Origin of the sequence: Collinsella aerofaciens (assembly GCF_039752775.1) — a bacterium.
GTDB lineage: Bacteria > Actinomycetota > Coriobacteriia > Coriobacteriales > Coriobacteriaceae > Collinsella > Collinsella aerofaciens_R.
In genome coordinates this window covers 83898-107618 of record NZ_JBDMGT010000001.1, presented here as the reverse complement: position 1 = coordinate 107618, position 23721 = coordinate 83898, and the positions used below count along the sequence as shown (strand labels likewise).

At 57.3% G+C, this 23721-nt stretch carries 20 protein-coding genes; 8 read left to right on the top strand and 12 right to left on the bottom strand.

Translation table 11 applies throughout. The features are described 5' to 3' along the window. Both ABHR63_RS00460 and ABHR63_RS00455 read right to left on the bottom strand, forming a co-directional pair. Positions 1-699, bottom strand: coding sequence for an SIR2 family NAD-dependent protein deacylase (locus tag ABHR63_RS00460; protein WP_195568522.1), 699 nt, complete (start codon positions 697-699; stop codon positions 1-3). 3 nt (positions 700-702) lie between these two features. After that, complete coding sequence (locus ABHR63_RS00455; RefSeq protein WP_195361423.1) at positions 703-1668, bottom strand: SIR2 family NAD-dependent protein deacylase; 966 nt, start codon at positions 1666-1668, stop codon at positions 703-705. 143 nt (positions 1669-1811) lie between these two features. Between ABHR63_RS00455 and ABHR63_RS00450 the strand changes: the two genes are divergently transcribed. Beyond that, positions 1812-2369 carry a TetR/AcrR family transcriptional regulator gene (locus ABHR63_RS00450; RefSeq protein ID WP_195568524.1) on the top strand — a complete coding sequence of 186 codons (558 nt, stop codon included), beginning with the start codon at positions 1812-1814 and terminating at the stop codon, positions 2367-2369. Here the strand turns inward: ABHR63_RS00450 and ABHR63_RS00445 are convergent. Then, positions 2366-2719 carry a cupin domain-containing protein gene (locus ABHR63_RS00445; protein WP_195568526.1) on the bottom strand — a complete coding sequence of 118 codons (354 nt, stop codon included), beginning with the start codon at positions 2717-2719 and terminating at the stop codon, positions 2366-2368. The genes ABHR63_RS00450 and ABHR63_RS00445 overlap by 4 nt on opposite strands. Before the next feature lie 154 nt (positions 2720-2873). On the opposite strand from ABHR63_RS00445, the gene ABHR63_RS00440 reads away from it, so the two are divergent. Then, positions 2874-3197, top strand: a complete 324-nt coding sequence (locus ABHR63_RS00440) for a winged helix-turn-helix transcriptional regulator (RefSeq protein WP_229066807.1) — start codon at positions 2874-2876, stop codon at positions 3195-3197. A 606-nt stretch (positions 3198-3803) separates the two neighbouring features. On the opposite strand, the gene ABHR63_RS00435 is transcribed toward ABHR63_RS00440, so the two are convergent. After that, positions 3804-4724: a hypothetical protein gene (locus tag ABHR63_RS00435; RefSeq protein ID WP_195503675.1), complete on the bottom strand. Its 921-nt coding sequence runs from the start codon at positions 4722-4724 to the stop codon at positions 3804-3806. A 321-nt stretch (positions 4725-5045) separates the two neighbouring features. Between ABHR63_RS00435 and ABHR63_RS00430 the strand changes: the two genes are divergently transcribed. Beyond that, positions 5046-5576, top strand: a complete 531-nt coding sequence (locus ABHR63_RS00430) for a flavodoxin family protein (RefSeq protein WP_346964600.1) — start codon at positions 5046-5048, stop codon at positions 5574-5576. A gap of 107 nt (positions 5577-5683) precedes the next feature. Here ABHR63_RS00430 and ABHR63_RS00425 read toward each other — a convergent pair whose 3' ends face one another. The 4 genes from ABHR63_RS00425 to ABHR63_RS00410 form a co-directional block, all read right to left on the bottom strand. Next, positions 5684-6778, bottom strand: coding sequence for a P-loop NTPase family protein (locus ABHR63_RS00425; RefSeq protein ID WP_195568529.1), 1095 nt, complete (start codon positions 6776-6778; stop codon positions 5684-5686). A 266-nt stretch (positions 6779-7044) separates the two neighbouring features. Beyond that, entirely contained in the window at positions 7045-9285 is a 2241-nt protein-coding gene (locus tag ABHR63_RS00420; protein ID WP_346964599.1) for a DNA gyrase subunit A, read from the bottom strand. A 45-nt stretch (positions 9286-9330) separates the two neighbouring features. Continuing rightward, positions 9331-11328, bottom strand: coding sequence for a DNA gyrase/topoisomerase IV subunit B (locus ABHR63_RS00415; RefSeq protein ID WP_195568533.1), 1998 nt, complete (start codon positions 11326-11328; stop codon positions 9331-9333). A 157-nt stretch (positions 11329-11485) separates the two neighbouring features. Next, complete coding sequence (locus ABHR63_RS00410) at positions 11486-12868, bottom strand: ATP-binding protein (RefSeq protein ID WP_346965850.1); 1383 nt, start codon at positions 12866-12868, stop codon at positions 11486-11488. Between the two features lie 256 nt (positions 12869-13124). Here ABHR63_RS00410 and ABHR63_RS00405 point away from each other — a divergent pair, with 256 nt between their 5' ends. After that, a complete protein-coding gene (locus ABHR63_RS00405; RefSeq protein ID WP_195568536.1) occupies positions 13125-13355 on the top strand; it encodes a helix-turn-helix transcriptional regulator in 231 nt (76 codons plus the stop codon). Positions 13356-13364: 9 nt separating this feature from the next. Continuing rightward, a complete protein-coding gene (locus ABHR63_RS00400) occupies positions 13365-13949 on the top strand; it encodes a hypothetical protein (RefSeq protein ID WP_346964598.1) in 585 nt (194 codons plus the stop codon). A gap of 89 nt (positions 13950-14038) precedes the next feature. Here the strand turns inward: ABHR63_RS00400 and ABHR63_RS00395 are convergent, their stop codons facing one another. From ABHR63_RS00395 to ABHR63_RS00380, 4 genes are all read right to left on the bottom strand, one after another. After that, the gene (locus tag ABHR63_RS00395; protein ID WP_346964597.1) at positions 14039-18406 is read right to left on the bottom strand and encodes a hypothetical protein; all 4368 of its coding nucleotides are present in this window, start codon (positions 18404-18406) and stop codon (positions 14039-14041) included. Between the two features lie 158 nt (positions 18407-18564). Continuing rightward, complete coding sequence (locus ABHR63_RS00390) at positions 18565-19569, bottom strand: helix-turn-helix domain-containing protein (RefSeq protein ID WP_346964596.1); 1005 nt, start codon at positions 19567-19569, stop codon at positions 18565-18567. Between the two features lie 68 nt (positions 19570-19637). Next, positions 19638-20789: a HAMP domain-containing sensor histidine kinase gene (locus tag ABHR63_RS00385; protein ID WP_346964595.1), complete on the bottom strand. Its 1152-nt coding sequence runs from the start codon at positions 20787-20789 to the stop codon at positions 19638-19640. Continuing rightward, entirely contained in the window at positions 20786-21478 is a 693-nt protein-coding gene (locus ABHR63_RS00380) for a response regulator transcription factor (RefSeq protein WP_430392735.1), read from the bottom strand. Before ABHR63_RS00380 ends, ABHR63_RS00385 begins: the two co-directional genes overlap by 4 nt. Positions 21479-21571: 93 nt before the next feature. On the opposite strand from ABHR63_RS00380, the gene ABHR63_RS00375 reads away from it, so the two are divergent. Genes ABHR63_RS00375 through ABHR63_RS00365 form a run of 3 tightly spaced genes read left to right on the top strand, consistent with a single transcriptional unit; the run spans position 21572 to position 23593 of the window. After that, positions 21572-21697 (top strand): CD1871A family CXXC motif-containing protein, encoded by a 126-nt coding sequence (locus ABHR63_RS00375; RefSeq protein ID WP_035586275.1) that lies wholly within the window; start codon positions 21572-21574, stop codon positions 21695-21697. Continuing rightward, the gene (locus tag ABHR63_RS00370; RefSeq protein ID WP_430392737.1) at positions 21642-22592 is read left to right on the top strand and encodes a 4Fe-4S binding protein; all 951 of its coding nucleotides are present in this window, start codon (positions 21642-21644) and stop codon (positions 22590-22592) included. The genes ABHR63_RS00375 and ABHR63_RS00370 overlap by 56 nt, the downstream gene beginning before the upstream one ends. Positions 22593-22621: 29 nt before the next feature. After that, the gene (locus ABHR63_RS00365) at positions 22622-23593 is read left to right on the top strand and encodes a TlpA family protein disulfide reductase (protein WP_346964592.1); all 972 of its coding nucleotides are present in this window, start codon (positions 22622-22624) and stop codon (positions 23591-23593) included. The last annotated feature ends 128 nt before the right edge of the window (positions 23594-23721 follow it).

The following is a 23721-nucleotide window of genomic DNA, read 5'->3' as shown; positions in this document are numbered from 1 at the left end:
CTAGAGGTGGCATCGAACGATCTCCTCGAAAGCCGGGGTCATATCGCCGTCAACGAGAATTGTCTCGCACGAAGCGTCGGGCGTCAGAGCCTGACTGTAGTTGAACACGATGTAGGTGGCGTGTTCGCAGGCGTTCGCGACCCGAGCGAGCATGCGCTTTATGACGCCGTTGCGCAGCCCCACGCCAAGTTCGAGGATGGCAACCTTGTGGTTGCGATGCGCTTGCACAAGGTGCGCGAGATCTTCGAGCTGCGCCATGGCGAGGGCATCTGGGTGGGCGAGACGCTGCTCGTCAATCGACGTGCACGTACTCCCCTCCGTCTCGAGCACGTGGTTCTCGTTGAACCCTGCGCGTGCGAAGTGCCCGTCAATATTGCATGTGATCACGAAGGTATCAGCGTGCTCCGTAAGATGCCGCAGCCCGTTCATGATTGGGCCGGGCTCATACTCGACATACTCCTTTTGATGGAATCGATCGGCCCATCGGCGTCGCACGTTTGCATCCGGAGAGGTGAGCCCCTGCAGTATGCAGCCGATGCCATCAGCCTGGGCGAGGTCTCCGTACGCTTCTTGGAAATGAGCATCGGCGTAGAAGAGGTTGAGCCCCTCTGCCATGTCGAGCCCGTTGCTGGCGCCGATGATGATAAGATCCGCCTCGGCAAGTGCCTGGCCGATACGAACCGCTTTTATCGTTTCCATGCGCTACCTACCCAGCGTCTTGCGCACGTCGGCGAGCACGTCGGCGATATCGGCACGAACGGCGAGCCCCCGATCCTCGATTGCACGGGGGAGAAACTGCGTCCTGTTGTTCACGGCGATGTAGCCAGCCTGCGGCAACTGCGCCGTGAGGGCCCAGAACGGCTCCTGGATAAACGCAGGCGTCATGCGGCCCACGCCCAGCTCGAGGAAAAGGATCCTCTGCCGCGCGTGCGCGTCGAGCCAGTCGGACACCTTGCGGTACTGCTCCTCGTAGAGCTCGCCCTGCAGGAAGTTGCCGTAGCCGCGAACCCAAGGGAACGCCTCTGCCCCGCAGTGCGGGCAGCGTGGCACGAATTCTGTCGGAACCTCAAGGCCGTCTCCCATGGCCTCTACCATGCGGGAGACCGGCTCGACCGCGTCCCACACCTCGCCGGTGCAACAGTGGGAGCACTGGAAGAAGCGGTGATCGCCTTGGATCTCTGCTACCTTCTCCCAAGGGTAGATTTTCATGAACTGCGTGTCCTGGTTGGTGGTGAGAACGAAGAAGTCTTTCTCGGTAAGAATGGCGTCGAGATCTTTGTAGGGCTCGCGCAGCGGGGCGTTGAGCGTGGTGTCGAGGAAGGTGGCAAGGTAGCCCCAGCGCGACTCGGCGGTGGGCCAGCGGTAGGACGACCCTTCAAAAGCGCCCCTGAAACCGTAGCGCTCGGCGAATTTGCCGAAATGCCTGCGATAGGTCGCGTTGTCTTCGTAGTAGAAGTCGCCGCCGCCCGCCGCGGAGAGCCCAGAGGCCCCGCCTACAAGCACGCAATCGGCTTCATCGATCATGCGGGCAAACGTTTCGATTTGCTGGTCGTAGCGCTCGGGCTCGCGGGCACTCAGTTCATAGGGCGTGCCGCCGGTGCGGTAGGCGGCCTGATGGGAAAACGATTGGTTGGTGAGTTCGATAACGAGCCGCTCGTATAGAGTCACTTGATACTCTCTTTCAACTACAATGAACAGGTGTCTATAAAAAGTATCAGTGTTGATTTGCGTCAGAGCAATGAACAGTTTCGAGCTGCTGTCGATAAACGAGCGGCTTCTGGATATTGTTGAGCGCTGCAATTGGAGGGGCCATGGAATCGGGGAAGATCGATCGTCGCCGACGCTATACGCTTTCGGTCATACGGGAGGCGTTCTTTGCGCTGCTGGCCGAGGTCGGCTTCGCGAAGATGACGGTGGCGGATATTTGCCGCTGTGCCGATATCAACCGCGGCACGTTCTATTTGCACTACGAGGACAAGTTCGCGCTGCTTGATGCACTTATCGACGAGGCCCTGGCGGCGGCGCCCCCGCTTGAGGGAACGGAGGCGGAGGCTCTCTGCCAGCGCCCGCCGGCAAACGATGACTATTATCTGCTCTACTCGGATGACGATGCATACGCCCGGGTGGCACAGCGCGTCGTCGAGCGCGGCGCTGAGCAGATGGTTCCCTCGATCATGGAGGAGACCGGGCTCTCGCGCGAGGACGCCTATCTGCTCTTCGTTCACAACGTCCAGGGAAATCTCGCGGTCAACCGCCTACTCGGTTGGAGGCGAGGGCCCGAGTTCGCCCACGCCCAGGAGCTGCTCAGCGCCTATTCCGAAGGGGGCATGCGGGCGGTATCGGCCCCTTGCACACCGATCGCGAATTAGAACATGATAGCGTCGTCGGCCGTGAAGGCATCAAGGGATCCCTGCTTGACCTGAATGCAGACGTATGTGATGCCCGAGTCGGATGCGGCGCGGAACTGACGGTGTGCGGCGGGGGAAATGCGCAGCCAGTCGCCGGCTGCAAGCTCGATTTCCTCACCGTCGATCGTGACCGAGCCGGCGCCTTCGAGCACGCCATAGATTTCCTCGTTTTCCTTGTGTGCATGGACGAACGGAACGCCAGCGCCGGCGGGAAGATTGTTGACACTCACCTCTGCCCCGGTAAGCCCGAGCACTTCGTGCAGCTCGACACGGCTCTCATTACCGATGTGGGTCCTTGCATAATTAGCCATAATGGTTCCTCTCTTGGGGTTGATGTACCTTGCAGGCATCTCCTGCGTGAGTTATATTCAACGCGAAGGCGAATGCAAATACGAGTACGCACATATTTGTAACTGCGTACTTTTTTGTGAAACCGGTATGGTCAAGGAGGTTGGGTCTCCCGTGATGGCGAAAGAGGAGCTTCCGGAGTGTCCGGTCGCAACGGCGGTAACGCTCATTGGCGGCAAGTGGAAGCTGCTCATTATCCGTAACTTGCGCGTACGCCCTTGGCGTTTCAACGAGTTGCGCCGCGACCTCGAGGGGATCTCTCAGAAGGTGCTTACCGACAGCCTGCGGCAGATGGAGGATGATGGGCTGGTCTTTCGCCATGACTATGGCGAGAATCCTCCCCGCGTTGAGTATGGCCTTACCGAGCTCGGCCGCCAGATGATGCCCATCATGGACTCGCTCGCAGACTTCGGCGCTTATTACAAGACGGTCGTTTCGTAGCGGACACGCTGCTTAGGGGGCGGAGAACCGCTACGAGTACGGTAGCGGTACTCCTACGGCCGCTGTCGTTCCCGCAGGATTAGAGCGGAAGGAGACTGCAATGGGGTCGTCCGCCCCACAAGAAGGCCCTCTCTTCCCGGTATGGCGCCGACATGCGCACGCCGGCTCAAACTGCTCGATGCGCGAAGTGTTGTTATGGCTTCACTCAGCCTGCGGACGCCCAATCATCCGTGCACCACATTCTGCCCATGTGCATGGGCGGCTGCCCCCACCGCCATATGGTCTCCGGCGAGCGCCGTTGCCCCTGGTTCAAAGACGACCCCGATGCCTACGTCCTCGCCAAAACTCGCGACGCCCGTAAGAGCCGCCAATAAAACCTCCGGCCCTGCTTGGCCCTGGGAATAAACGTCAGACTTGCCCGATTCACGCTTCGCGCAAGGGCCGTTCTACTTCCCAAACCTGATCTGTCTGTCGCACAGCTCAAGGGAGCCTGGGATACCTCTTTGATATCTTCCACGAACTACTGGAGTGCGGCACAGTCGGATGACTGGACCGTTTTCGTTGGAGCTTGGTTGTTTGCCTGTGTGAATGGCGTATTTGCTTTAGCTAGCGGTTGCGACGCCTTGTTGCGGAAATGCTAACTGATGCAACTACGCCACCGGCAACACTCAGGGCGACTGCTATCGCGCCGTTGTCGCCCGTAGCGGGTAGGGTGGTCCTGGCTGGTTTAGCTGCCGTTACTGCCTTGGTGGAAACGGGATTTGCCGCGGGCTTTTCTGTCTTGGGCTGCGGTGTGGGCTCGGGCTTGGTTTCCGGTTCGGGTTTGACCTCTGGGATCGGCTTAACACTTGGATCGGGTTTGGAACCGCTCGTATCGGTTGCAATCAAGTGCACGTCACTGTCGAAGATGTAACGGATGTAGTAATCGTGCCGCGTCTCGTGCATAATCCCTTGCCCGCTGTCGAAGTCACGGTCAACGTGTGTGCCAAGGTGGGCTGAGCTGTTGAGGTTCAGCCTGTAAGGGATTTGGTCGTCGGCGTAACTGCCTGTAAAGACTACGGTTGCTCTAACGTGATTGTCGATCATGGTCAGGGCAATAGAGACGCTGGCCTCTTTGGGGTTCTCGGTTTTTATAAGGCCTTCGGTATCGGTGTCGATCTTGAAGAGAAGGACGGTGTCGTTAAGCCCGTAGATGAAGTCTTCGGGTTTGTCGGGGAAATCGTATACAAACGCCTCATTCTGGACCAACATAAAGGCAGGAGGGAGCTCCAGGTCATAGTTATGGTCGACAACGGTGGTAGCTGTGAGGCTGCCTTCCGCGTTGGCTTCGTCGCAGGTAATGGGTGCTGCGACATCGGTTTCGGGCATTTCTGTCGCCAGTGCTGCGCAGGGTAGCAAAAGCAGTCCTGCCACAAGAATGCTTACTCCGAAGGCGGCGATTCTGGCGTCTGCATGACGCTTGACGTCGCGGATAGACAGGCCAGTCCGTTTGTTATGGGTCTGCGGTGCAACATGCTGTCCATACATAAGACACTCCTTGTTCGTAGGCCGGTTTCCGCGGATCTATATTGCGCCTGGCCGATGCGGCTAGGCTCTTTCACGCGAACGCTTATGCGAGCAGGGAGAAAGCTCAAGCTAATTTTCTCACAGTCGATACTTTGCGAGCAACGATTTGCTGTTCAATTCTCGGAGAGAAAATCAAGGTGGCCGAGGAGTTATCAGGCAATGAGATTGTGTCTAGAGAACACGAACGAGAGATGCGATCTACAGACGACTGAATAGCTCTATCCGTTTTGGTTACAACGAAATGTATGCCGCGCGCCTGCGGCATGAAGAAGGGAGATTCTTATGAATATCGTTGTATTGAGCGGTAGCCCGCGCAAGGGCGCCAATACCGACACCATGGTCGAGGCGTTTGCCGAGACCGCGCGCGAGGCCGGCCATACGGTCGAGGTCATCCGCGTTGCCGGCAAGAAGATTGCTGGTTGCCTGGGGTGTCAGTACTGCTTTGCCCATGAGGGTGCCTGCATGCAGAAGGACGACATGGCCGGTGTGCTCGAGACACTGAAAGGCGCCGATATGGTTGTCTTCGCTTCGCCTATCTACTGGTTTGATATCACTGCGCAGGAGAAGGCCGCCATCGACCGCCTGTATGCCTTCGGTGCTACGGGCTTCCCGTTCACCAAGACGGCCCTTTTGCTCGATAGCCATAGCGAGGGCGTCTATGATGCGGCGATCGCTATGTACAAGTCAACCTGTGCGTACTGCAAGTGGGAGGACCAGGGCATTGTCACCATCAGCGGTATGACCGAGCGTGACAGCATGGTCTCCTCGCCCAAGTTGGAAGAGGTGCGAGAGCTCGCTCGCAAACTCGCCTAAGGACAAGAAGAACGCATGGCAATCAGCGTTGGCGGAAAGCCTACTTCCCTTACCAAGAGGATTACTGATTGCCATGCGTTGATGTCCTTATGGACAATCTCCGCGTGCTAGGAGACTTTCTCGCTCAGGAACTCCCTGAATGCGGGGATGTCAAAGCCAACGAGACCACGCCCACGTTCCCCGATGACGCCGTCCTCGAGAAGGCGGCGTTTGTATTGGCTTGCGTAGTTGCTGGCGACGCCCATGCGTTTGGCTATCTCCGAGACCCTGCTGGGGCCAGAATCGGGCAGCATCGCGAGTAAAAACTCAATGTCTTTATCGGAAAGCTCTCGATAGGTCGTTTCGAGAATGCGATCACGCAGCTCCATGCGTGCGAGTAGGGAACCCTGCTGGACATCGGATGCACTGATTTGGGGCGAGTTCTCCGAAACATCCCAAGTGCGATATCCGACGAGCTGCATCATGTAGGGGAATCCGTCGACGGCCTTCACAGCATTCTCGAGCGCTTCTGGTGTGATTGAACGTCCTCCGGCCTCAACGGTTTTGCGAAACGCGTTTGCAATTTCAACGTCAGTGATTCGTCCTAACTGATGATATTGGGAACGCCTGAGGAACGAGACGGAATCGTTACGCAGCAACGCCGATACTTTGTAGGGCAGTCCTGCCATGAGTAGGGCAACTTTTTTACCTTCGCGTACAAAGTGCTGGTAAACAGAGGCAAATTGAAGCATTTCTTCGAGATCGACGGTGACTTCATCGATGGTAATGAGAAGTCCGATGTCATGTTTTTCGAGTTGCTTAAAGATGCCATTCATGCGCGTGCGCCAGTTGCCCTGAGCCTCTTGAGCATATGTCCAATCGATGCCCACTGGACCAATTTGAACGCCGTTTATGCGCGCATGAGGCTGTGAGAGGTAGCTATCTGCGGCTTCTTTGGTTCGCTCGATAATATCTTCGAGCATGCCTGGCATGGCGGAGACATTTGCTGCGATCCAACCGTGTTCAAGCGCCGTTTCTGAAAGGAGCGAGAGAAGCGCCGTCTTGCCCGTTCCCCTTGCGCCCGTAAAAATAGTCGACAGGTTTGGATCTCCCGGGCCGTTGATAAAACCACGGTTGATGTCACGCAGAATATGCTCGCGACCCGCTAGAAAGGGAGGGACGCTTCCGAACGTCGGGGTAAAGGGGTTCTTGCTGTACTCCATGGTGACTCCTTTGCAAGTTTTGCTAATTTTTGCAAGTTTTGCTAATTTTTGCAAGTTTTGCTAATTTTTGCAAGTTTTGCTAACAGCTGACCAAAGGGCATCGAAGCAGTGACGCTGACATTTTTTACGCAGAAAAATAAGCAGAAATCAATTTATCTGCGTTAAAAAATAGTTGAGAAGAAAAACGACGAGTCCCGGGCGCAATGCCGTTGCGTTCCGGGCCTCGTCGCTTTGAGAAGTATCTAACGGTCTCGTTGCCGTGGCACCTAGTCAAACAGGCTCGGCATGTCGTTTTCCTTCATGAGGGCACCGGCAGAAGGCAGGCTCTGTGCGGTGAACTTCTCGGCCGAGACGCCGGCGCCAAGAATCTCCTCGGTTGTGCCGACGGTGGTGACCGAGCGGCCCTTCTTAGCCGTAAAGGCCTGGACGCCCTGCGTGTTGGTGGTCGTCTTGGTCTTGAGCAACGACGTGTTGAAGTTCATCAGGCGATAGTCGCTCGAGACCAGTGCAATATCGCGATCTTCCTTGAGCACCTGGGCATACAGCAGTTTGCTGCCGCCGTAGATGGCGTTCTTAAGGCGCTTGCGGTTGGTCTTGGTAACGTATCCGGCAAGTGCGACGCGCACCACACGACCGTTCTCAAAGACAAACAGCACGTCGGCCTTGTAGTCCTCGGGGTCGATGACCCAGATGACACCCTCGTCGGGTTCCATCTCAAGATCGGTCGGCAGGTACGAGCCCAGCTGGGCCGACTTGGTGTCCTCAAACGACGCAACCTTGCACTTGTACACCTGGCTCTTGTTGGTAAAGACCAGCAGCTCGTGGGTGTTGGAGGACGGGAACTCGATAAAGGGTTTGTCGCCGTCCTTGTACTTGAGCGTGGTCGCCTTCTTGAGTACGCGGTCCGTCATCTTCTTAAGGTAGCCATCGCGCGAGAGCATGATGGTGACCGGGTACTCCTCGACCTCGGGTTCCAAGCTCACCTCGATGACCTCATGGGGCTCGATCCTGCCCGTGCGACGCGGCATCACATATTTCTTGTTGACCGCGGCCAACTCGTCGCTGATGACCTTCTTGATGTTGTCTTCGCTCGAGAGAATCTCCTCCAGCTCGGCAATTTCGCCCTCAAGCTTTGCAATGTCCTTGGTGCGGTTGAGGATGTACTCCTCGTTGATGTTGCGAAGCTTGAGCTCGGCAACAAACTCGGCCTGGGTCTCGTCGATGTCGAAACCCTTCATAAGATTGGGCACGACCTCGGCTTCGAGCTTGGTGCCGCGGATGATGGCGATGGCCTTGTCGATGTCGAGCAGAATTGCCTCAAGGCCGTGCAGCAGGTGCAGGCGCTCGGACTTTTTGCCCAGGTCAAAGTTAATGCGGCGGCGCGTGGACTCAATACGCCACTTGACCCACTCGTGCAGAATCTGGCGCACGCCCATAACACGGGGATAGCCGTCGACGAGCACGTTGAAGTTGCACGAGAACGAATCCTGCAGCGTGGTCGAGCGATAGAGCTTGGCCATGAGCTTGTCGGGGTCGACGCCGCGTTTGAGGTCGATGGCGATACGCAGACCCGAGAGGTCGGTCTCATCGCGGATATCGGCGATCTCCTTGACCTTGCCCTCTTTGGAGAGCTTGACGATGCGTTCGATGATGACATCGGTCTTGGTGGTGTAGGGGATCTCGTAGACCTCGATGATGCGCTCTTCGGGAATCCAGCGCCAGCGGGAGCGGATCTGGAAGCTGCCAAGGCCGGTCTCGATAATCTTTTCCATCTCCTCGCGGCGGTAGATAATTTCGCCGCCGGTCGAGAAGTCGGGCATGGGCATGTACTCGAGCAGGTCGCAGTCGGGATCCTGCAGGTAGTGCATGGTGGCGGTGCAGACCTCGTTGAGGTTGAAACCGCAGATGTCGGACGCCATGGCGACGCCGATGCCCTTGTTGGCCGAGACAAGGATGTTGGGGAACGTGGTGGGCAGCAAACGCGGCTCCTTCATGGCGCCGTCGTAGCTGTCGACAAAGTCGACCGGGTCCTTGTCGATGTCCTTGAAGATCTCGGCGCTGATGGGGGAGAGCTTGGCCTCGGTATAACGCGAGGCGGCGTAGCTCAGATCGCCCGAATAGTACTTGCCAAAGTTGCCCTTCGACTCCACGAAGGGCGCAAGCAGTGCCTCGTTGCCCGTCGCCAGGCGCACCATCGTCTCGTAGATCGCGGCATCGCCGTGCGGGTTGAGCTTCATGGTTTGCCCCACGATGTTGGCGCTCTTCTGGCGCTCGCCCTTGAGCAGACCCATCTTGTACATGGTGTAGAGCAGCTTGCGGTGCGAGGGCTTAAAGCCGTCGATCTCGGGGAACGCACGCGAGACGTTGACGCTCATGGCGTAGGGCATGTAGTTGACCTCGAGCGTCTGCGTGATCGGCTGGTCGGTGACCTCGGAGTGCAGGCCGATGACGTTTTCGGCGTTGACCTGCTTTTTCTTTGGCTGGTTCTTCGTCTTCTTCTTTGCCACGATTTCCTCTTGAACTTCTTATGGGCCGTCGTTATCGATTTGCTGCTACTGCAGGTCCAGCTGGTCCAGGTATTCCTTGCCGTGCTCGGAGATATGGCGCTTGCGGCCTGCCTCGTCGTTGCCAAGCAAAAGGTTGAACATGGTTTCCATCTTGGTGACGTCCTCGGGCTCCACCTTGATCAGGCGGCGCGTCTCGGGGTTCATGGTGGTGAGCCACATCATGTCCGGATCGTTCTCACCAAGACCCTTGGAGCGGTTGATCGAGCACTTTTGGTCGCCGATCTCCTTAAGGATGCCGTTCTTCTCGAGCTCGGTGTAGGCAAAGTAGGTCTTCTCTTTGCAGTTGATCTCGTAGAGCGGCGACTCGGCGATATACACGTAGCCCTCGTCGATAAGCGTGGGCACCAGGCGATAGAGCATGGTGAGCACGAGCGTGCGGATGTGATAACCGTCGACGTCGGCGTCCGTACAGATGATGACCTTGTTCCAGTTGAGGTTGTCCAGGTCAAAGGCGCCCAGGTTCTTGATGCGCTTGTCCTTGATCTCCACACCGCAGCCCAGCACGCGCATAAGGTCCATGATGATGTCGGACTTAAAGATGCGCGGATAATCCTCCTTCAGGCAGTTGAGGATCTTACCTCGGACGGGCATGACGCCCTGGAACTCGGCATCGCGCGAGGTGCGAATGGCGCCTGCTGCCGAGTCGCCCTCTACGATGTAGATCTCGCGACGGTTCTTGTCCTTGGAGCGGCAGTCGATGAACTTCTGCACGCGGTTGGCCATATCGGTCTTCTGCTGCAGGTTGGTCTTGATGCTCTGGCGCGTCTTCTCGGCATTCTCGCGTGAACGCTTGTTGATGAGCACCTGCTCCATAATCTTATTGGCGGCGTCCTTGTTCTCGATCAAGTAGGTCGAGAGGCGCTCCTTAAAGAAGGCAGTCATGGCCTGCTGGATAAAGCGGTTGTTGATGGCCTTCTTAGTCTGGTTTTCGTAAGACGTCTGGGTGGAGAAGCAGTTGGTCACTAGTACCAGACAGTCCTGGACGTCCTGCCACTTAATGCCGCTCTCGTTTTTGTTGTATTTGCCCTGTTGCTTAATGTAGGCATCGATGGCGCTGGTCAAAGCGCTGCGGGCGGCCTTCTCGGGCGAACCGCCGTTCTCGAGCCACGATGAGTTGTGGTAGTACTCCTGCATCATGAAGGTGCGCGAGAAGCACATGCATGCGGTGATTTTTACGTTGTAATCGGGCAGGTCCTCGCGATCGCGACCGCGACGGTCGGCCTCGATAAAGAAGGGCTCGGTAAGGTAGTCGGTACCGACCTTCTCGAGCACGTAGTCCTCGATGCCCTTGGGATAGCAAAAATCCTCTTCGGAAAACTCACCATCGTCGCCCTCGATGTGCAGGCGGAAGGTCACGTTGGCGTTGACCACGGCCTGACGGCGCATGGTCTCGCGATACCAATCGTGGGGGATACTGATGGAGGTAAAGACCTCAAGATCGGGACGCCACTTGATGGTGGTACCGGTGCGGTTCTCGTCGCTGGGCTCAATCTCGAGCGCCTTCTTTTTGGCGCCGACGACCTTGCCCTTCTTAAAGTGCAGGGAGTACTTGTTGCCGTCGCGCCAAACCGTGACGTCCATGTACTCGGAGGCGTACTGAGTCGCACAGGAGCCCAGGCCGTTGGTGCCGAGCGAGAAATCGTAGTCGCCGCCCTGGTTGTTGTTATACTTGCCGCCGGCGTAGAGTTCGCAAAAGACGAGCTCCCAGTTAAAACGCTTCTCGGAAGGGTTCCAGTCGAGCGGGCAGCCACGGCCATTGTCCTCTACCTGAATGGAGCCATCGCGAAAGGCGGTAAGGGTGATGAGCTTGCCGTAGCCCTGGCGCGCCTCGTCAACGGCGTTGGACAGGATCTCGAAGGCGGCATGTGCGCAGCCGTCGAGCCCGTCCGAGCCAAAGATGACGGCGGGGCGCAGGCGTACGCGCTCCTCGTCCTTGAGCTGGCGGATACTGTCGTTACCATAGTTTGCGGTGTTTTTTGCCATACTCGCTCTCTCGGTGCTCCTTTGCTGCGTTTAAGTCATATAGATAGTCAAGGTAGCATAGCCCAGCCCACAGACGATTCCAACCAACACGAAATCCATCGAACAATCGTTCGATTAGATAATGAATGCTTGGAATGCGGGAGGGACCTGTCCTGTCCTATCCAAACATCTGCGGCAGGTCGATGAAGACGGTTCGATCGCTTTCGCCAGCTTCGAAGCCCGAACGGGAGAAGAATCCATAGCGATGGCACTTGAGCCCCGTTGCCTCGACTTGGGTGATTTCCTCGTCGACCATTTTTTGCGTGACGGGGGATTTGCGGAACTTTGCTTCGTAGAATGCGTAGCCCTCGGGGTCTTGCGTTACCACATCGAATTCGCCGCTCGTTTTGTTTGCGGGATCGTCGTACCAGTACTTGCCTATGGCGTCGAAAGCCGGTTCGATCTTGCCGGTCCTGTTCTGCCGCACGAGGTATTGACGGCAGATCTCCTCGAACATATGAGGAACGTAGTTTTCCTCGAAGTCTTGGGAGACGTGACGATCATAGAAGACTTCCGGGTCGAGCAGCTGACGTGCTGAGGCATTGCGGAAAACATAGCGATAGTAAAAGAGCGAAAGCGGATCCACTACAAAGTAGCCAGACTTGCGCTTGTTCGTAGGGTCGTTGATGGGTGCACGCTTTTGGACGATTTCGAGTGACATGAGCTTGTCGAGCACGTCTGCCATGGCCGGACCGCTCGAGACGTGCGACTGTGCCAGCACGTCCCCCCAACGGGAGTAACCTTGTGCGAGAGCCGCGAAAACTTCGTTGGCGTTGGTCATCTTCGAGATCTCGGCGTTGAGATAGGACGGCACCTCGCTTTCTAAGCGGGCGCCAGGTTCCGTGACGAGCTCGATGATGTTGTCGCGTACGCTTTGGGATTGATCGATGAGGCGATTGTAAAAGGGGATGCCGCCAAAAACGCTATAGAGCCGCACCTTGTCCTCGGGCGAGAACGCGGGATAGAACTTCGCAGCGTCAAAGTAATCCATGGGCTTAAGCTCAAGTGCGAGATCAATTCGCCCGTAGAGGGGGCTTTCATGCTCGATGAGGGATTTCATAATCTCAACGTAGGAGCCGCACAGGACAATGTTTAAACGTGAGTCTTCCCTGTGGGCGTCGATTGAGGTCTGAAGAATGCTGTCTAAGCCTTTAACCGCATCTCTCAAGTAGGGGTATTCGTCGAGAACGAGGGTAATGTTCTTGTCTTTGGCTTGGGCAAACAGAAATTCGATGAGCTCGCGGATGCCTGTGAAGGCGAGCGGAGGAAAGCTCAGCGCTTCAGCAACAAGGACGGACAGACTCTCGAGGTTGTCTGCCTCGGAGGTTTGGCGGCACTCGTAATAGACCGTTGCGACGTCTGACAAATCCGTTAGCGCCTGCTTGATGAGCTCACTTTTTCCGACGCGACGCCTGCCGTAAATGAGAACATTGCGCTGCTCGGGTGCTTTGAGCGTTTTCTTAATACGGGCGAGTTCACGCTCCCTGCCAATGAATTCCACTTACTCGGTTCCTTCCGACTCGGTTTTGTCCGAGTTAATTGTATCGCATGAATCAGTTTATGCTCGAGTTTACTCGGACAAAACCGAGTCGGTTCTGTCCGAGTAAGTTTGAATAGTGAACCGAAGTTGTAATGTCCGCATGGCGATGACGAATATGGTTTTCATAATGACAGATATAGTTGACATCTTCTGATGGATGCAATATATTTCTGTCATGTTGTAACGGATATCTGTCCATTACTACGAAAGGAAATCCATGCCGGGCAAAAAGAACCTACGCATGAAGGCGGCGCGCGCGGCGGTTGGCCTTTCGCAAGCTGACTTGGCCGAGGCCGTGGGCGTTACGCGCCAGACCATCGGCCTGATCGAGGCGGGCGGCTACAACCCCACGCTCAATTTGTGCGTGGCGATCTGCAAAGCGCTACGCGTTACGTTGAACGATCTGTTTTGGGAAGACGGGATCGACGTCGACCCTAACGCTCTTTAGGAGTTCGCTATGAAATTTGAAGATTTAAAACTCGTGCAAAAGTGGCGTGAATATGCCGGCCCAAAGGATGAGCGCCTGGAGGCTGAGAGCGCGAAGATCTACAAGATTGGTTTCGTGCTGCTTTCGTTTGGCATGTTGATGATATTTTTCTACCAGTTTATAGCTCGACAGGTTGCGTGGGTTCACAGCGACGCCAGTGAAATGCCGCATGGTTTTGCAACGCCGTTCGAGGCAGCCATGTATTTGTGGCTCGTTCTCGTGATGTTGATTTGCGCAGGACTGCAAACGCGGAAGGGCTATGTCGATACCAATCGTTTTGGGCAAACCGAGCATCTTCCTGTTGGATATTTCCTACTTCTCAGCGGTCTTAGCGGCGCCGCGTTCGCGCTTGTTATTGCCGCAATGCGCTGTATCGCTGAGGCGCAGATCGTACCGCTCGAAAGCGTCTTTTGGTTGGCGAACCTGGCCACGGGCGTGTTCTGCGGTGCGACGATTTTCGCGGCCACGTTTGCTGGCCTGTGCGCAGCGTTTTTCACGGCGAAAAGACGCCGTGCCAAGCTCGAGGCAGAACTCGACTCCTCTGACGATATCTAATGCGTAATGGGCTGGCTCTGGGTATCCAGAACCAGCCCATTTGATGTTCGATGAGCCGAGTCGACGTCTCTCACAAAAGTAACTAGGAGCTAGCGAGGCCTATCCGAATTGGCCTCATTGGCGGTGTCGATCTCGAGCGCCGTGCGGCGGGCACTGTAGGCGACGAGGCCGGCGCCTGCCGCGGCGAGTGCTGCAGCGGCTGCCGTGAGGGGAACGTTGGCATCGCCCGTGCCCGCAAGCGCGCCCGCTTTTCCGGAGCGCTTGTTATTGCCGTGGTCCTTGCCACTGCCGGAGCTGCTTCCGCCGGAGCCGCCGCCCTCGTCAGTACCGCCGCCACTTGAGCCACCATCGCCGTCCGCCGTCATCGGGGCGTCGTGAAGCCCTGTGGCGTCCGCGCTGTCGCATACGCCGACCTGAACTTCTGAGCGTTCGCATGCCGCGTCGGGCACGTGGAGCTCATGCAGTACAGCACCCAGCGCCGAGTTCGCGCCCGGTCGAATTTCTTCGAGCGTTACGGGATCGAGCGCCACCAGATTACGCGCCTTCGCATACAGCGTTACGCGTTTGCCCACTTCGTCGCTCCAACTCTCGGGGATGGCGAAGCTCATACGGAACTGTGCCGTGCAACCCGGTGCCAGCACGGCGTTGCCGTTGTCGGCTACCAGCGGGTGCGTTGCAAAACGTGCGCCCAGCGTCTCGAGCGCGTACTTCACGTGTGCCATATCGTTGGCCGAAGCGTCCTCGGCAAGCTCTGGATCGTAGATCGAAGCCATGCGTGCGTTCACTCCGAATCCGATGGATGCGCTGGAGAACGGCTGGCTGGAGCCCTCTCGGTACAGATCGATCGTGCCAGCGGTCAGCAAGGTGTTGCCGTCGTTTCGCACCGTGACCATGAAGGATTCGCCTGCTGCTCCGGGCACCACCGCGCCCGAGGTAGCGACCGCGCCCGTCGGAGTGACACACGCCACCAAGGGCACTTCGATGCCGTGCAACTCTGCCTCGCTCTTCTCCGCGCTCACAATGTGCGTGGCGAGCGCGGAGAGCATGCTCCCCGACGTCAAAAATGTCGTTATCTGATCGACGGGATGGTCCAGCTCGCACATCACGAACGGCTCCGTAAACAGATCGCCTGCCAAGGTGCTGGCGAAGATGCGGAAGTGCTTGCCCATCACTGCTACCGGGTTGCCTTCTTCGTCGTAGGTTTGCCCCACCTTGCCATCGGTGTTCTCTACATAGAGCACGCACCTGCCGTTGTTGCTTACGCTAAACGATGCCGGGCCACAGCCTGCGGCACCCACGGGCTGCGTTGCAAATGCCGATGCGCCTCGCGTCCACGTAACATGCTGCAGTTGCTCGTTGACGGTAGCAAAAAAGCCCGTGTGCTGCGGCCACGGCACCGCGTGGGGTGCTGTGGCATCTGGCGACATAACGCCCCAGCCCGCAATGGACTGGCCGATCACGGCGTACGATGCACAGCCACAACCGCCTGCGGTCTCGTATGCAACGGGCACCACCATTTTGCCGTTGATATTCTCGGGTACGCCCAGCTCGATGCTCGATGGCGCTTGCGGAAAGCGGAGGACCTGACGGAACGTGAGACTGTCGCCCAAATCATCCGACCACAGGGTAAAGCATTCCAGCGCAACCTCGGCCTCGCTGCCGAGCGCCTTCTCTGTGGTGGCTCCGTGGCGGTGGAGGTAAGCGCCCGACAGACGTCCGTCGACCAGCGTCTTGCCCACCGTGATGCGTGGGCACTGCAGGCAATGGTAGCCATCCTCCTGAAGGCGGCCGCGCGAGATGCTGCGCCACGACGTGTGCGATATCACGCGAACTCCGTCGTTGCTTATGCGCAGGCGCACAACGGACAGTATGCCGGATGTGCTCGCCGTATCGAAAAGGGTGTTGTCACCGGCGGGGCGCTCGCCCGAGACCAGCAGCACGTAGGCGTCCCGGTTTCCCCTCCCGTCTGTATATTCCACCACGTCGAAGTCGTAATCGAATATGCCGGTGCGCTCCACGTCGCCCTCGCCAAACCCAAGGGGGAAGTCCACGGGCGTGGGAGCGGACCACGTGCCGTTTGCCTTTGTGTGCACCACTAGGCGCGAGCGGCCATTGTCGCCGTAGCGCACCGAGGCGATACGGAATAGGCATTCTACGCCGGCGATAATCGCCAGCTTCATGTGAGCTTCGCTGAGCACGCTAGCAAACAGCACGTTGTCGCTCGAGGGTTTGATGCCGCCACGCTCGTCCTCCGATACACCAGCAGAATTAGCGTTGGGGTCCGCAACAGCGTTCGTCGCCTGCCCGATATAGGTGTACTCGTACATCGGCGCGGCGTTTTCGTCGTTCCCTATCAGTGCATGGACGAAATGCTCGATCTGTCCCGTGTCGTCGCTCTCTGCATCCGCCTCGAGCTCAATGCACGTGACCGCTTGATCCCAATCGCGCACGACAGGCGCGGCGTTTACGGCAGTGGCCTTAACCTCGGCGCGTGCGAGCAGCTCGGCGTTGGTGACGATGGTGGCCGATGCGATAAATTGCGGCACGCCGCCCGCCTCGATGTTGCTGGACGTGCCGAAGCGGGCATCCAACGTGTAAGGCGTATCTCCACCCAATGCGAGCTCAGAGCGCTGGAGCACATACTGGTTGCCATTGTTCACCGACATATTCCACGAATCGAGGAGTGTGGGCCACGACCCCGACCAAGCCTTGGTGGTCCACTTGAACATTACGAACTGGAGTATCACATCGACATCGACGTCTGCACCCACGCGCAGCCGCGGAAGCTGGTGCCCGTCCGCCTTCTCGTACCCAATGAACAGGGTGAGGGATGCGGCGCCACGCACGGCAGACGAAGCGACGCCTGCAACGCCGGCGCCAAAGGTGACGGCAAGCCCGATCTGGATAGTGAATGAGCCCGACGTGTTGGAATAGTCGAGCGAAATGTTCTTGAAAAACGCCGCGCCGCTGCCGTGCGTGTGGGCACCCACGGCGAGCGCCAGTTTTGCCAGCACCCAGGGGTTGACGTTTAGGAAAAACGGCACCGGTCCTAGGGTAAACTGCTCGGTCCAATTGAGGTCGGTTCTTACTTGGAAGAGTGCCTTAATATTGCCGTATGCGGGGTCGTTGTTGCTGCCCCAGGTTTTGCCCACCCAATCGTAGGCGAGCGAGCCGTACAGCTGTGTGGCGATATCCATCGTGAACAGCGGCGTGCAATGGTGGTGAAGGAGCTTAGTGTTTCTTGGATCGGTGCCCGAACCGGCACTCATACTCTTGTACTGATTCCACTTCCCCTCCATCTCGTCGAGGTAGCGGTTTGCCTGCTTGGCGCCCGACTCGCGCGGCGATTTCTTCCAGTACTCTGGATCCGGATTGCCTGAATCGTTCATGTAGCCGACCGGTTTGTATCCTCCGCCAAACAGCACGTACCCGGCAAAAGAGAAATCGAACAAAATGGGGAACGAGGGCATCCAGCACGTGAACTTGTTGCCGCCAATGCCGGGAAACGCCGCGGGGAAATCAAACGGAGTAATCTCTTGGTCCATGGTAGTGGGGACGATAGTGGTCGATCCGGATTCCGCCTTTGCGGCCGGCGCGGTGACAACGGCCATGGGGGATGAGAGCGTGTAGGTTTTGCCCTGATAGTCGAGGCCAAAGCGCAGCTTGCATCCTTCCTCCAGAAGGTTTGACGCTGCATCGAGGAACGTGTCTTCGAGCGTGAACGTCGCCAGATTATCCGAACCCGATGCGCTGGCCTTGACTTGGCCAATTTGCGTGACGGTTTCGGGCGAGCTACCCGTGGCGGGCATTACCTTGTTGATGCACAGCGTTGCCTGTCCACCCTGTGGCAGATGTGCCTGCACGGTAAAGGCGTGCGTATCGGGCTGTTCGTTTGCCGTGTCGTCCTTCGGCAATGTCATGAACGTAGCGTCGGCGTACTGGATGTCCCATTCGTCGAACGTGAGCTGTCGAAAGTACGGCTTGCCGTCAGAAAGCGGACGCGTTGGCGCGGTTATGGCGGTGCCACCCTGGATACGCGCGAGGGGAATCTCGACATCGCGGTAGCCTGCCATGCTAATGGAGATGCCGCCGTTAAAATCGTACGCGTCGAGAAGCGTTGTCTCGTCCACGTAGCCTTCCGAAAGCGGCGCGACCTCAAAGATGGCCGTGCCTTCGTCATCGGTCGTGGCGGTGAGCTGCTTGCCTGCGGCATAGCGCGATGTGAGCGTGACCTGGGCACCCGCGATGGGCGTATTCTTGTTGGCGACATCGACCACGACCACACCAAACATGGTGCGCGAGAGAACGAGCACCCTGAAGGGGTCTTTTTCGTCGGCATAGGCTTCGGTGGGCGCGAACGGCAATATGAAGGCGTTTGCGCTTCCTGGCACGCGCGGCAACATAATGCTCGCCAGCGAGGACGCTCCGGCAACAAGTAACGAACGGCGATCAAGCATCTTTGGCTCCCATCCCGCAGGCATCGGTGGAAATAATCCAATTTTGCGAGAAGGCATCCTGTCACGGTAGTGCCGTTCGATGGCCAAAATGTCCAATTTGAGCGCGCGAAAGCGTCAGGCCCCCCGGAGCGCTTTCGATACGCCGGGCAGTCTGGCCGCTAGCGCAACATGTGGGCAACCAGCTCGGCGCGAGTTCCGATACCAAGCTTGGCATACACTCCTGATAGGCGGTTTTTAACAGTGCCCGGCGATACTTCCATGTGGCGTGCGATTTCGGCGTTGGTCCATCCGCGGCAGGCGAGCATGGCCATGGTGAATTCCGTGGTCGTTAGATCGTCGGCCACGTCCTCGCCCGAATCAGGGTTGTGGATGCGCCGCCAGCCGTAGCTGAAGCGGTACGTGATCTCGATGATGCGCGCGAAGTCGTCTGGGTATTGCGTTTTTAGGCACGCCTCGATGAGCCCCTGTAAAAGGCCGTGGTGCTCGCCAATGAGCTCGATAAGGCCGTCGGGGCGCGCAATGCCCCAAGCGGCTCCGAAGTGTGCCTTTGCGGCGTCGATGTCCTTGAGGCTCATGCATGCCATGGAGGCTGCCAGGTGCAGGAACAGTTCCGAGATCGGATAACTTCCCTGTTTCATAATCAGGGCGTTTTCCGCCATGCCCAGGCTGCGGCCGTATTCGCCGCGCAGATACAAGGCGTGCGCCATCACGTAGCTGGCGAACAGGCGCAGGCCTTCGGGCAGATGCGCCGCAAGTGGATAAAACTCTTCGGCAGAATACGGGGAAGGCAAGTGCAGCAGGACGCTTGCGGCCGAGGCGAACAGGATATGCGTGGCGTGGATAGCGGATGATTCCTCGTCGGCCGGCGTATCGAGGATGCCCGCAAGGCACCGGCGGGCGTCGGCGATACGGTTGAGCGACAGACTGGCATATCCGCAGATAAAGCATGCGGAATAGCGCAGTGCGGGGTCGGTGGCGTCAAGATAGGGGCGTGCTGTCCCGGCGGCGAGCGTGGCCTGTCCGCGAAAGTACAGCGCTTCTGCCGTGGCGATGGCGCGCGAATCGGGGTCGGAAATGCCTGCAACCGCAACGTCAATCTGCCCCGGCACAAAGGCGGTGCACATCAACGGCATGGGAACGCATGGGTAGCCATCGCAGTCCATCTTCCATCTCCCAACAGCTGGCAACAATAGCAGCAATTGTACTCCTGTTGCTCGGGACCCCTTTCGTTTTACTGTTCGGTTAACGCTGCGGATCGTTTTGGAAGGCTTACGAGCATGGTGGTCCCGTTCTCGGAACTTGTTTCGACCTCTACTGTGCCACCGTGAAGCGCTGCAATCTCCCAAACGAGTGCTAGCCCGAGTCCTGCGCCGCCGTATGCCCTGCTGCGGGATTTGTCTAGACGAAAGAACGGTTGGAAGATGCTCTCACGGTACTGCTTGGGTATTCCCGGGCCCTCATCTTTGACTCGTAGGAGCACGTGGCTGTCGCTGTCGCTGATGGAGACGTTGACAGTCGAGTCGGTGCGGCTGTAGCGGATAGCGTTTTCGACCAGGTTGAACACCAGCCGGTACAGTAGCGTGTCGCTCCCGATTACTAAAGCGTCTCCAGCACAATTGAGGGCTATGCCCTTATTTTCGGCAAGTGGCGTAAGGTCGGTGAGGACCTCTTCGGACAAGGGGCCAAGTTCAACATCGTCCTCGCAAGGAACGCTGCGGAGCTCACTCATCTCGAGTAATACCTTGGTCATCCGCGACATTCGCTCGGTTTGTTCTTGTAGCAGGCCGAGCAGCTCGGCTGTTTCGGGTTGCAAACCGGAGTGCTCGGAGATGAATAGTTCAATCTGTGCTTGCATAAGGGCGAGTGGGGTGCGCAGCTCGTGTGCGGCGTTGCCGGTAAACTGACGCTGTGCAGAGAACCCTTCGCCAAGACGAGCGATCATGTCGTTGAAAGAGGCGCTGCATCGTTGTAGCTCGGTGGGCATATCTTCATTGAGTCTGATTTCGCTTAGGTTGTCAGGCTGCACGCGCTCAACCTGGGCTGCAAAAGCCCGTAGCGGTTTAAGTGCACGGCCGCTCACAAAGTATGCCAGCACGCCGCCAAGGAGCGTGACTCCAGCCGTGATGTACCAGGCTGTCGTGCCAAAAGACTCCTGTGCGTCGTTTACGACGATCGTGACTCTGTCATCGGGGACCGCTTTCGTCGGGTCGAACGCCTGGGGCGAATCTTCGCCGGTTGCGTTAAAGGCTGAGATGTCACTGCCGATGGCATCCATGTAGCGCATGCCCGTATAGCCGACCAGGCAGTTCGTCAGAACGCATGCCGCACACGTGAGCAGTGCCGTCATGATCGTTATGCGCCATTGCAGCGAAAGCCCTTTCATTCTCCATCCTCCATGACGTAGCCCTCTCCAATCCGATTGCGAATCGGGTCGTATCCCAAAGCGCTGCGTAGCTTTTTGCGGAGCGACGAGATATGAACGCGGGTTGCGTTGCTAAAGCTGTTTACGCTGCTATCCCAAACGTGCTCGATAAGCTCCTCTTGGCTTACCGGTCGCCCCTGATTAAGCATCAGGTATTCCAAGATTCCCGTTTCCTTGCGTGTAAGAGATAAGGCCTCGCTGCCCACGGAAGCGATGCGCGCCTTGGTGTCAAAGCTGAGTTTTCCGCAGGTTAATACTATGTCGCTTTGTGCGAAGCGCCTGAGGGTAAGGCTGCGGATCCTTGCCGCAAGTTCGTCCAGATGAAACGGCTTGGTGAGGTAATCGTTGGCGCCGGCATCGAGTCCGTCGACCTTATCGGATACTTCGCCACGCGCGGACAGAATCAGCACCTTGGTCTCGCAGTCGGTTTTCCTAAGTTCCCTGAGTACGGTCATGCCGTCGATACGGGGAAGGTTGAGGTCGAGTACCACGAGGTCGAAGGCCTCGACGTCCAGTAGGTCGAGCGCCTCCTGCCCGTCGTGGCAACAGTCGACGCTGTACGCCAAGTTTCGCAAGCTGCGCGCGATTGCGTCACACAGCGCCTGCTCGTCTTCGACGATCAAAATACGCATAACAGTCTCCTTGCACATTTCAAATCGCGCTTAACACGGATTTTATAGTCGATATGGTCCAATGGTCGCGTAACGAAAGGAGTGGTTGGGTTGTTCAAAGCGGTAAAACCCATGGTACAGGTCGCTTTGTTGATCGTCGGAATTGCCATGGTGTGCTTTGGTGTTATGCGTGGCGAGGCGGATGCCGTGCTGGCCAAAGCGATTAGGCTGTGCTTGGAGTGTATCGGAATTGGATAAAAGAGAAAACACTGCGTCGCATGTTTTGGCCCGATTTCGCGGATTCATTCAGGCGGCGGCGACGCTGGTCACCAATATTCACCTGCCAAACTTTGCCAAAGGCGGCATCTATCAGGGCACGGGAAAAACAGTCTGCGTACCTGGACTTAATTGCTATTCGTGTCCCGCGGCATCGGGTGCGTGCCCCATCGGGTCGTTCCAGTCGGTGGTAGGTTCATCCAAGTTCAACTTTTCTTACTATGTCACTGGTACGCTCATTTTGGTCGGCGTGCTGCTGGGACGCTTTGTATGCGGCTTTCTGTGCCCGTTTGGCTGGCTGCAGGAGCTGCTTCATAAGATTCCCGGCAAAAAGCTTTCCACGAAAAAGCTTAAGCCGCTCACGTACATCAAATACGTCGTGCTGCTGTTTGCCGTGGTGCTGCTGCCCGTCTTGGTGGTCAACGATGTGGGGATGGGGGACCCGTTCTTTTGCAAGTACATCTGTCCACAGGGTGTGCTCGAGGGCGCCATTCCGCTGGCCATTGCCAATGCCGGCATTCGATCTGCGTTGGGACAGCTCTTTACTTGGAAACTTGCCGTTCTCATTGCCGTGGTAGTGCTGAGCGTTTTGTTCTACCGCCCCTTCTGCAAATGGATTTGCCCGCTCGGCGCATTCTATGCGCTCATGAATAGGGTGTCCCTACTGGGGATTCGGGTTGACGCATGCAAATGTGTCTCGTGCGGCAAGTGCTCAAAGGTTTGTCAGATGGACGTTGATGTGGTCCGCGCGCCCAATCATGCCGAATGTATCCGGTGCGGAAAGTGCATCGGGGCCTGTCCTGTCGATGCCATCAGCTATCGCTATGGCCTGGATGTGTCGGCGGAAAAGCTTCCCTTGACCGCCGATAAAAAGTAAACAAGCTTCGACAAAACGGAGGAATGACTATGAAGCTTTCTAAGATTGCGGCCCTGTTTATGGTGCCGGTACTGGCCTTGTGTCTTGTGGCGTGCTCGGCACCTGGTGGCAATGCGAGCGAATCTGCGGGCTCCGATCCTAAGATCGCAGAACTCACTGCGCAGAAGCCGACCAATGCCGACGAGGCCGCCGAGTTGTATGCAAAACTCATGCAGAAGGAGAACGATATCTTTTCGAGTGATAACGCGCTGTGGGAAAAGGTATTCAATGCGGCAAATAAAGACTCGGCAATGATTGAGGACGGCAGCAATTACGGCGATTTCCTGCTCAAGACCATCGACGGCGCCAAGGATGAGTTTACGGCGGATGAGCTTAAGACGCTCAAGGCCGGTGCGCAGCAGATCAAGGAGATCGAGGACAAGCTCGAGAGCTTGGAGAAGGAGTTCCCCGGCTGTGGAAGCACGCCGAGCGCAGGCGAGAGCGTCGACGCTTCGACCGCTGGCATGACGGCTGGTGCCAATGCTTCGAGCGAGGCGACGAAGTTCCCCAGCTTTACGGGCAAAGACCTGGATGGCAACGACGTGAGCAGCGACGAGCTGTTCTCTAAGAACAAGGTCACCGTCATGAACTTCTGGTTCACTACTTGCAAGCCGTGCGTGGGCGAGCTGGGCGATCTTGAGAAACTGAATCAGGAGCTTGCCGAGAAGGGCGGCCAGGTCGTGGGCGTCAATTCCTTTACGCTCGATGGCAACAAGGGCGAGATTGCAGATGCCAAGGACGTGCTGAGCAAGAAAGGCGTAACATATAAGAACATCTGGTTCAAGTCGGACAGCGAGGCCGGTAAGTTTACGTCAAATTTGTTCTCGTTCCCGACAACGTATGTCATCGATCAGAATGGCAACATCGTAGGGGATCCAATCGTGGGAGCCATCAGCTCCGCCGAGCAGCGCGCAGCACTCGACAAGCTTATCGACCAGGCGATTGCGAATAGCGAGCAGTAAAAAACGTGTAAGCATAGCGAGGATCGTGCGCCGCTGTGCGAAGTAGTTCGCTACCTTTCAAAATAAGCTCCACCATATAGAGGTCCCGCTCGGGACCTCTTCTTTTGGGCGTCATCCCGTTCGTTTTT

Coding starts and splice junctions, on each gene's coding strand:
- ABHR63_RS00460 (WP_195568522.1), bottom strand. CDS start 699: ATGGAAACGATAAAAGCGGTTCGTATCGGCCAGGCACTTGCCGAGGCG.
- ABHR63_RS00450 (WP_195568524.1), top strand. CDS start 1,812: ATGGAATCGGGGAAGATCGATCGTCGCCGACGCTATACGCTTTCGGTC.
- ABHR63_RS00445 (WP_195568526.1), bottom strand. CDS start 2,719: ATGGCTAATTATGCAAGGACCCACATCGGTAATGAGAGCCGTGTCGAG.
- ABHR63_RS00440 (WP_229066807.1), top strand. CDS start 2,874: ATGGCGAAAGAGGAGCTTCCGGAGTGTCCGGTCGCAACGGCGGTAACG.
- ABHR63_RS00435 (WP_195503675.1), bottom strand. CDS start 4,724: ATGTATGGACAGCATGTTGCACCGCAGACCCATAACAAACGGACTGGC.
- ABHR63_RS00430 (WP_346964600.1), top strand. CDS start 5,046: ATGAATATCGTTGTATTGAGCGGTAGCCCGCGCAAGGGCGCCAATACC.
- ABHR63_RS00425 (WP_195568529.1), bottom strand. CDS start 6,778: ATGGAGTACAGCAAGAACCCCTTTACCCCGACGTTCGGAAGCGTCCCT.
- ABHR63_RS00415 (WP_195568533.1), bottom strand. CDS start 11,328: ATGGCAAAAAACACCGCAAACTATGGTAACGACAGTATCCGCCAGCTC.
- ABHR63_RS00405 (WP_195568536.1), top strand. CDS start 13,125: ATGCCGGGCAAAAAGAACCTACGCATGAAGGCGGCGCGCGCGGCGGTT.
- ABHR63_RS00400 (WP_346964598.1), top strand. CDS start 13,365: ATGAAATTTGAAGATTTAAAACTCGTGCAAAAGTGGCGTGAATATGCC.
- ABHR63_RS00395 (WP_346964597.1), bottom strand. CDS start 18,406: ATGCTTGATCGCCGTTCGTTACTTGTTGCCGGAGCGTCCTCGCTGGCG.
- ABHR63_RS00390 (WP_346964596.1), bottom strand. CDS start 19,569: ATGGACTGCGATGGCTACCCATGCGTTCCCATGCCGTTGATGTGCACC.
- ABHR63_RS00385 (WP_346964595.1), bottom strand. CDS start 20,789: ATGAAAGGGCTTTCGCTGCAATGGCGCATAACGATCATGACGGCACTG.
- ABHR63_RS00380 (WP_430392735.1), bottom strand. CDS start 21,478: ATGTGCAAGGAGACTGTTATGCGTATTTTGATCGTCGAAGACGAGCAG.
- ABHR63_RS00375 (WP_035586275.1), top strand. CDS start 21,572: ATGGTACAGGTCGCTTTGTTGATCGTCGGAATTGCCATGGTGTGCTTT.
- ABHR63_RS00370 (WP_430392737.1), top strand. CDS start 21,642: ATGCCGTGCTGGCCAAAGCGATTAGGCTGTGCTTGGAGTGTATCGGAA.
- ABHR63_RS00365 (WP_346964592.1), top strand. CDS start 22,622: ATGAAGCTTTCTAAGATTGCGGCCCTGTTTATGGTGCCGGTACTGGCC.